The organism is Actinomadura sp. CNU-125, from assembly GCF_001942465.1.
GTDB lineage: Bacteria > Actinomycetota > Actinomycetes > Streptosporangiales > Streptosporangiaceae > Spirillospora.
The window spans coordinates 1-6,353 of the sequence record NZ_MKJY01000296.1 but is presented as its reverse complement, the minus strand read 5'-3'; the positions used below and the strand labels follow the sequence as shown (position 1 = coordinate 6,353).

The 6,353-nt window shown below is 70.5% G+C and carries 10 protein-coding genes and 1 pseudogene; 5 read left to right on the top strand and 6 right to left on the bottom strand.

The genetic code is table 11. The features are described 5' to 3' along the window. The 4 genes and pseudogenes from BJF79_RS29510 to BJF79_RS29495 all read right to left on the bottom strand — a co-directional run. Positions 1-360 (bottom strand): dihydrofolate reductase family protein (locus BJF79_RS29510; protein ID WP_075902276.1); only part of this gene is annotated, 360 nt, incomplete at its 3' end. A gap of 144 nt (positions 361-504) precedes the next feature. Further along, complete coding sequence (locus BJF79_RS29505; RefSeq protein WP_075902274.1) at positions 505-798, bottom strand: DUF1330 domain-containing protein; 294 nt, start codon at positions 796-798, stop codon at positions 505-507. Between the two features lie 33 nt (positions 799-831). Beyond that, positions 832-1,998 (bottom strand): annotated as a pseudogene (locus BJF79_RS29500) (MFS transporter); the annotation flags it as partial. Between the two features lie 261 nt (positions 1,999-2,259). Next, on the bottom strand, positions 2,260-2,622 hold the full coding sequence (locus BJF79_RS29495) for a MarR family winged helix-turn-helix transcriptional regulator (protein WP_075902272.1): 363 nt from the start codon (positions 2,620-2,622) through the stop codon (positions 2,260-2,262). 197 nt (positions 2,623-2,819) lie between these two features. On the opposite strand from BJF79_RS29495, the gene BJF79_RS29490 reads away from it, so the two are divergent. The 3 genes from BJF79_RS29490 (at position 2,820) to BJF79_RS53965 (ending at position 4,277) form a co-directional block, all read left to right on the top strand. Then, entirely contained in the window at positions 2,820-2,996 is a 177-nt protein-coding gene (locus tag BJF79_RS29490) for a hypothetical protein (RefSeq protein WP_262402737.1), read from the top strand. 410 nt (positions 2,997-3,406) lie between these two features. Beyond that, complete coding sequence (locus tag BJF79_RS29485; protein WP_075902268.1) at positions 3,407-3,856, top strand: DNA-binding protein; 450 nt, start codon at positions 3,407-3,409, stop codon at positions 3,854-3,856. Positions 3,857-3,974: 118 nt separating this feature from the next. Further along, entirely contained in the window at positions 3,975-4,277 is a 303-nt protein-coding gene (locus BJF79_RS53965; protein WP_143220336.1) for a hypothetical protein, read from the top strand. Positions 4,278-4,667: 390 nt separating this feature from the next. Here the strand turns inward: BJF79_RS53965 and BJF79_RS67425 are convergent, their stop codons facing one another. Beyond that, entirely contained in the window at positions 4,668-5,123 is a 456-nt protein-coding gene (locus tag BJF79_RS67425; RefSeq protein WP_410050155.1) for a hypothetical protein, read from the bottom strand. Here BJF79_RS67425 and BJF79_RS62165 point away from each other — a divergent pair. Both BJF79_RS62165 and BJF79_RS29470 read left to right on the top strand, forming a co-directional pair. Then, positions 5,064-5,261, top strand: a complete 198-nt coding sequence (locus BJF79_RS62165) for a hypothetical protein (protein WP_262402736.1) — start codon at positions 5,064-5,066, stop codon at positions 5,259-5,261. The two genes, BJF79_RS67425 and BJF79_RS62165, sit on opposite strands and share 60 nt — an antisense overlap. 272 nt (positions 5,262-5,533) lie before the next feature. Then, positions 5,534-5,773 carry a hypothetical protein gene (locus tag BJF79_RS29470; protein WP_075902262.1) on the top strand — a complete coding sequence of 80 codons (240 nt, stop codon included), beginning with the start codon at positions 5,534-5,536 and terminating at the stop codon, positions 5,771-5,773. Here BJF79_RS29470 and BJF79_RS29465 read toward each other — a convergent pair. Beyond that, a partial coding sequence (locus BJF79_RS29465) for an IS5 family transposase (protein ID WP_075902260.1) occupies positions 5,757-6,353 on the bottom strand: 597 nt, incomplete at its 5' end. The two genes, BJF79_RS29470 and BJF79_RS29465, sit on opposite strands and share 17 nt — an antisense overlap.

The following is a 6,353-nucleotide window of genomic DNA, read 5'->3' as shown; positions in this document are numbered from 1 at the left end:
CAGCGTGGCGCTACCGGTGGTGCCGAGCCGGGTGTCCGCCTTGAGCGAGGTCAGCTTCGCCGCGACGTCGCCGGTGACGAGCGAGGAGTTCTGCCATGTCGCTTCGGTCAGGGTGTCGGACACCACGAACTTGCGGGCGCTGTTCATGGCCTCGGTCATCGGGTCGGCGGGGTCGGCGTCCGGCCAGTAGGAGGCGAACCCTTCGTAGGTGTGCCGACCGAGGAGGGTGGCCTCGGCTTCGTTCATCAGCTCGCCGACGACGGCGCCCATCTGGTCGTCGAAGTAGGGGAAATGCCAGGTCTCCGGCGATTCGATCACGCCGTCGAGGGAGATGAAGAGGCTGGACTTGATGAACCCCATGGCGATGCTCCTTCCGATGGCGTCCGGGGCGGGCGCCCTGGACGGGTATGTCGGCCAAAGGTCGAACGGGGGCTCGACGGATCGACAAAGCCACGACATTTTTTCCTGACCGGCTACGGGTCTCCGGACGATCGCGAACCTCGGTCAGTCGATGCCTTCGACGATGCGGAAGTCGCGCTCGACGCCGTCGGAGAGAGCGGCCAGCGCCTCCTGGTAGGCCGCACTCTCACGTGCCGCGACGGCCTGCTCGAAGCTGTCGAACTCGACCAGGACGACACGCTCGGCGATGCCGACGTCATACGCCACGACCCGACCGCCACGGACGAGGGTCCGACCGCCCTCGGGCCGGACGGCCAGACCGGCCAGCTTGTTGTAGGCAGCCAGCTTCTCAGGGTCTGAAATGCTGCGGTAGACGCTGACCCAGTAGCCCTTGGGCATGGAACCTCCAGTGTTGGGATGAGCCGATCTGACTTACGGGTTGGTCTCGGACGAGCGCCGGCGGGCGAGAGCGAGGCTTGTCAGCGTCGTGATCGCCATCGCGCCGATGCCGACCAGCGCCGCGGTGGTGTAGGCGCCGTCGTCGGGGAAGAGGTGGCCGGGGCCGGTGCCCGCGGCGAGGATCAGACCGCCGATGGCGCTGCCCAGGGAGTACCCGACGCTGCGGACGACGTAGTTGAAGCTCATGGCGCTCGACGTCTCGCTCTTGGGGGTGACGGCCAGGATGACGCCGGGCATCGCGGCCGAGAAGCCGCCGACGCCGAAGCCGAGCACGCCCATCGCCGCGAACAATTCGGCCAGGTCCGACCGGGCCGCCGCGAACAAGGCGAACCCGCCGCCGACCACGACGGCGCTGCCGGCGAGGAGCAGGGGGTCGGCGATCCGCGTCCGGATCCGCGGCGTGAGCTTGCCCGCGACGAATCCCAGCACCGAGAACGGGATGAGGACCAGCCCGGCGACGAAGGTCGTCAGCCCGAAGCCGTAGCCGGCGCCGTGCGGCGTCTGCGCGTACCGGGTGATGAGCGTGAGCAGGAGGTACATGCCGATCCCGCCGACGAACATGGCGAGGTTCGCCCCGGCGACCGCCGGGTGCCGCAGCGCCCGCACATCGACCAGGGGCGTCGTGCTGCGCAGCTCGATGACGGCCCAGACGCAGAGCAGCACCACCGCGACGGCGGCGAGGCCCGTCGCCACGGCGAGGTGCCGACTCCACAGATTCGGTTCGCCGGCGAGGAACAGCACCAGGAGCAGCGCAGCGGCCAGGACGACCGCGCCTGCCACGTCCACGTGGGCGGAGCGGCCTTCGGGGGCGTCGGGCATGGAGCGCCACGCGGTCACCAGAGCAGCGGCGGTGACGACCAGGCCGAGACCGTAGGCGGCCCGTACCCCGCCGAGCTCGGCGAGCAGTGCGGCCAGGGGGTAGCCGACACCGGCCCCGATGATCGAAACAACCGAGATCAGGGCGATCACGGCTGCGCTGCGCGCCTCGGGGAGGTGGTCGCGGGCCACGCCCATCATCAGCGCCGTCAGCCCGAGCCCGACTCCCTGGGCCGCCCTGCCGGCCAGCAGCCAAGCGAACGGCAGCGGCAGCACGGTGAGCGCGCTGCCGGCGACGACGACCGCCAGCGTGGCGAGGATCGTGGCCCGCCGGTGCGGGCGGCTCCGGGCGGCCCAGGACCGGCGTGGCGACGGCGCCGCTCAGCAGCGCGACGGTCAGCGTCCACTGCGCGCTGCCGAGCGAGACGTGGAACGAGGTCGCCACGCTGGTGATGAGCGGCGCCCCGAGGCTGGCCACCGCCGCCACGACCAGCGCGATGAACATCAGGGCGGGGACCAGCAGCCGCGCCTCGGAACGCGCCACCGGGAACGCCTTCACCGTGACCCCGTCGACCGGCTGCCCGGTCACCGCTTCGGCCCTTCGCGGTCCTGGCTGTCGAGCTCTGCCAGATGCTTCAGCGCCGGAAGGGCCGCCACCAGCGCCTCGACCTCGTCGCCGGTGAGCTCGCCGATCAACCGCTCGAACGCGTGGACACCCGCCTGGCGCCGCGTCCGGACGTAGGAGGCGCCGGCTTCGGTCAGGCACACCAGAGTGACCCGCTTGTCGGACGCGTCGCCCCGCCGCTCGACCAGGCCGGACTCCTCCATCACCCGGACCAGGGCGGTCATCGCGGGCTGGGTGACGCCCTCGACCGCGGCCAGATCGGTGATGCGCCGCGGTCCGGTCCGGTCCAGCGTGGCCAGGGTGGCGGCGGACGTCAGGCTCATGTCTCGCGGCAGGCGCCTCACGGCCCTGGTGGCCAGGCCGTAGAGGGCTGCCCCGATGGCGGCGGACGCGCCAGGAGCGGCGTCTTGACGATTCATGCTCGAAGCATAGTACTTTTATATTCACTGTTTATAGAAATCGCCTGGACCGGCAGCCGGACGGGACGCCCGGGATGATCCCGGCGAGCGGGCCCCGGGCCATGATGACCATCGAGGTCCAGACCACCGTCACCGACTTCGCCCTCGCCGCCGAACGGGCCGTGGAGGCGGGCCTCGACGCGATCGAGAACCGGGTGCGCTTCCTCCTGGAAGTCGTGGACGCCGTCTGGTCGATGACGCGGGGCGGGCGTCGGCCGGCGGCACGTTCGAGGGCTTGAGGTCGCGGTGCACGGGGTCGCAGGCGTGAACGGTGGCGAGTCCTCCGGCCAGTCCCGCTCCCAGCACGCCGATCGCCGGGGCGGGAAGTGGCCCGTGCACGTCCACGACCTTCTGCAGTGAGGGGCCGCGGACTCCGGGGATGTTGTCGGAGGTGTCGCCTGGTGTGCCTCTGCGACCATCTGACCGGCCGCGGCACCCACGTCGTCCATATGACCTCCGAAGCGCGCCGTACAGGCAACACCCTCGGGACGTTGAGTCTGGCGCCGACAGTCGACCGAGCCGCGCAGTGGAGTTCGTGGCGCCGCGACGGCTAGTTCGTCCGATCGCTCCGTGCCCGGTCACTCCGACTTGAACAAACTGTTTAACAAAGTTAGTTGACAACAATCTGTTTGCACATCAGGATGAGGGCATGGCTTCCACAGCGCAGTCCTCTGACGATCCCTTCACGGCACCCGATCCCGGCCGGACCCGCGCCCAGCGTGAGTTCGCGGCCTTGTTCCACATCCGCGACCGGCATGCGGGCAGCGCCCAAATGCGCGCTCGGCAGGTACATCCCGATGTCCCTGGCCCGCATGAGGCCGTGCGGCTCGTCGCCTTCCTGTTGTCGGGCGCGGCCATGCTCAACGACGATGAACCGGAAGTGGACCACACCGACCTGGTGGCCGCGCTGACCCTGCTGCCACGCGTGCGCGCCGAGTTCGACGACCTGGAGGCCGGTCTGCTCAAGATGGCCCGAGGGCGCGGCATGACCTGGCAGGAGATCGCCTTCGGCCTCGGCCTGGGCACCCCGCAGGCTGCCCGCCAACGCTACGAACGGCTTGCCGAACGCGCCACCTCTGATCCCATCGCCGAACCGTAGGCGGGCTGAGGCCGACTCGCCGGGCGATGGCCACACATCCTTCGATCAACCACGCTTTGGCGTCATCGAAGACCTGGCCTTGCCCGGTCGGCGCTGAGGGATGACCTCGTGTTGGCCGGTGCCGGTCCCGATCTACTTGGGAGCCTGCATCGGGAGTAGGACGCCGGCCGCCCTCGCCGAGTCCATCGTCCAAGACGCCCGTACGGGCCTGGCCGCCGTCCACGTCGACGGCCGCCCCACCGCTGTCAATGATGACCTGCTCCACGTCGCCCGCGATATGCTGTCCAACCCCGCCCACTCCATCACCAAGCTGCTCAGCCTCTCCCCCGGCACGCCGTACCACCACATCCCCGAGCCGGGTGACCTCCGCACCGCCGGACGAACGTCAGCGGCAAGACCCCGGGCTGGAAGACCGCACTGAACGTGTCGGCGCTGCACTCCGGTGACCGCATCACCCAAATCCGAAATGGGTGCAGTTCCTTCTGAGGGACATGATGAGCTGGGCGTTGCCAGATCGGTCACCGGGCGCAGGTGCGTGACACCCTCCGCGCGAAGCCGCCCGCTCTCCACCGTGCGACCACGAGCAGCCTCGACTCTCGAGGTAGACCGCCCGCCGGAAGCCGGCCGATCCTCGGCGCCCACTTCGCCCTCCGCCAGAGTTTCGGGAGCTCCGGCCTCACCTAGAGCCCCGATCGATCCCCGAGCCTGGGACGTGCCTTCGGCAGCGTTGTTCAGTCGGTGGGCGGCGGCGCGGTGGTGGCGTCTTTGGCGGCGCGGACGAATTCGCGGATGCGCTGGCTGGAGTTGGCGGTCAGCCCGACGGGTGCCCAGCGGATGGGCGGGGCGTCTTGCAGCGGGATGTAGGCGATGTCGGGTCGCGGGTAGAAGCGGGCGGCGTGCTCGCCGACGGGGAAAACGCCCTTGCCGGATGCGATGAGGGTGAGCGCCTCGCCGAAGCTGGCCGACGGCTTTCCAGAAAACCGTCCCGGCGCTCCAGCACCGCCGAGCGGGTCAGGCCGCGCACCCGCAGCGGCACCACGATCCGCCCGCCATGCGCGAGTTGCCCGGTCCACGCCGGTGGCACCTCCCACGCCCCGGCGCCGACCTCGAGGACGCGGTCGCCCGGCTGCACGTCGAGTTGCTCCAGCATCTGCGCGACCACCGACGGGTCCGAAGCCATGCTGCGCGGTCGGCCATCGGTACCGGGGTGAGTGACGACCCCGCCATGGGCGTAGGCCGCCTCGACCGGGACCTTGGGGACGAACAGGTGACGCGGGACGCCCGGATCGCCGCCTCGACCCGCGAAGTGCGCAGCGATCCCCACTGCACCAGTTGGTCGACCATCGCGTTGCGCAGGGCTGTCGGTGAAACGTCGGACGCGGCGCTGTGCATCGGAGAAGAGTAGGACTCGGCGGCACGTCGGCCCGGGAATCCGACCGGCCAGCGGGCACGCCGTCGAGGTGGTCGCGGCGCGCCGATTCGTACACGTCGCCGCCGCCGCAAGCACAACTTGTACCGGCTGGCCGCCTTGTCCCCGCCCATCCTCCTGTGGGAGGACAACGCGCACGAAGGACACTTCCTCGACGGCCAGCGGATGCTGGACGCCTGGTCCGCTGCCCCGGCCACGCCACCACCGGGCTCGAGGTGTACCGAGCACTCGGCGAAGACGGACGATACGTGTACCAGGCCGTGCCCGTCCCGCCGACGTACCTGCCGGTCCGGTCGATGCGGGCCACCAAGGACTTCCCGCGCTTCACCTACGCGCTGCCCCAGGAGGCTGGCCAGCAGGCGGCACCGGACTTGGTGCGGGAGGCGGAAGAGGTGGTGCAGCGGGTCAAGACCTGCCGGATCACCGAGACCACCCATCCGGAACGAACCCTAGGGTGTGTCTCAAAGTTGATCAAAGCCATTCGTTGATGGCGGCGATGTGGACGGTGGCGAGGTAGCGGACGGCGAGCTTGTCGAAGGGGGTGGCGACCGCGCGGTGGCGTTTGAGCCGGTTGATGCCACACTCGACGGCGTGGCACTCGCGGTAGTCGACCGGATCGAACCCGGGCGGCCGGCCGCCGCGAGCTCCGCGCCGGAACCGGTGGCGGGCCTGGTCGGCGGGTTCGGGGATCGTGGCCGCGATGCCCCGCCGCCGCAGATGGCGGCGGATCGCCCGGGACGAGTACGCCTTGTCCGCCCGCACCCGTTCGGGCCGGGCGTGGGGATGCCCGCCGCCGATGCGGGCGACCCGGATCCCGGCCATCACCGCCTCGAACTGCGGTGCGTCGCCCCGCTGCCCGGCTGTGACCACCAGCGACAAGGGGTTCTGTCCCTGCTCGCAGGCCAGGTGCAGCTTGGTCGACGGCCCGCCCCGCGACCGCCCCAGCGCGTGATCGCCGGGCTCGGACGTCGTCCCGCCGGGCGGTTCGGCTTGCGCCTCGCCGTGGCGGCGGGCTCCGGCGGCGTGCTGGTGGGCGCGCATGACGGTGGAATCGACGCCGATCTGCCA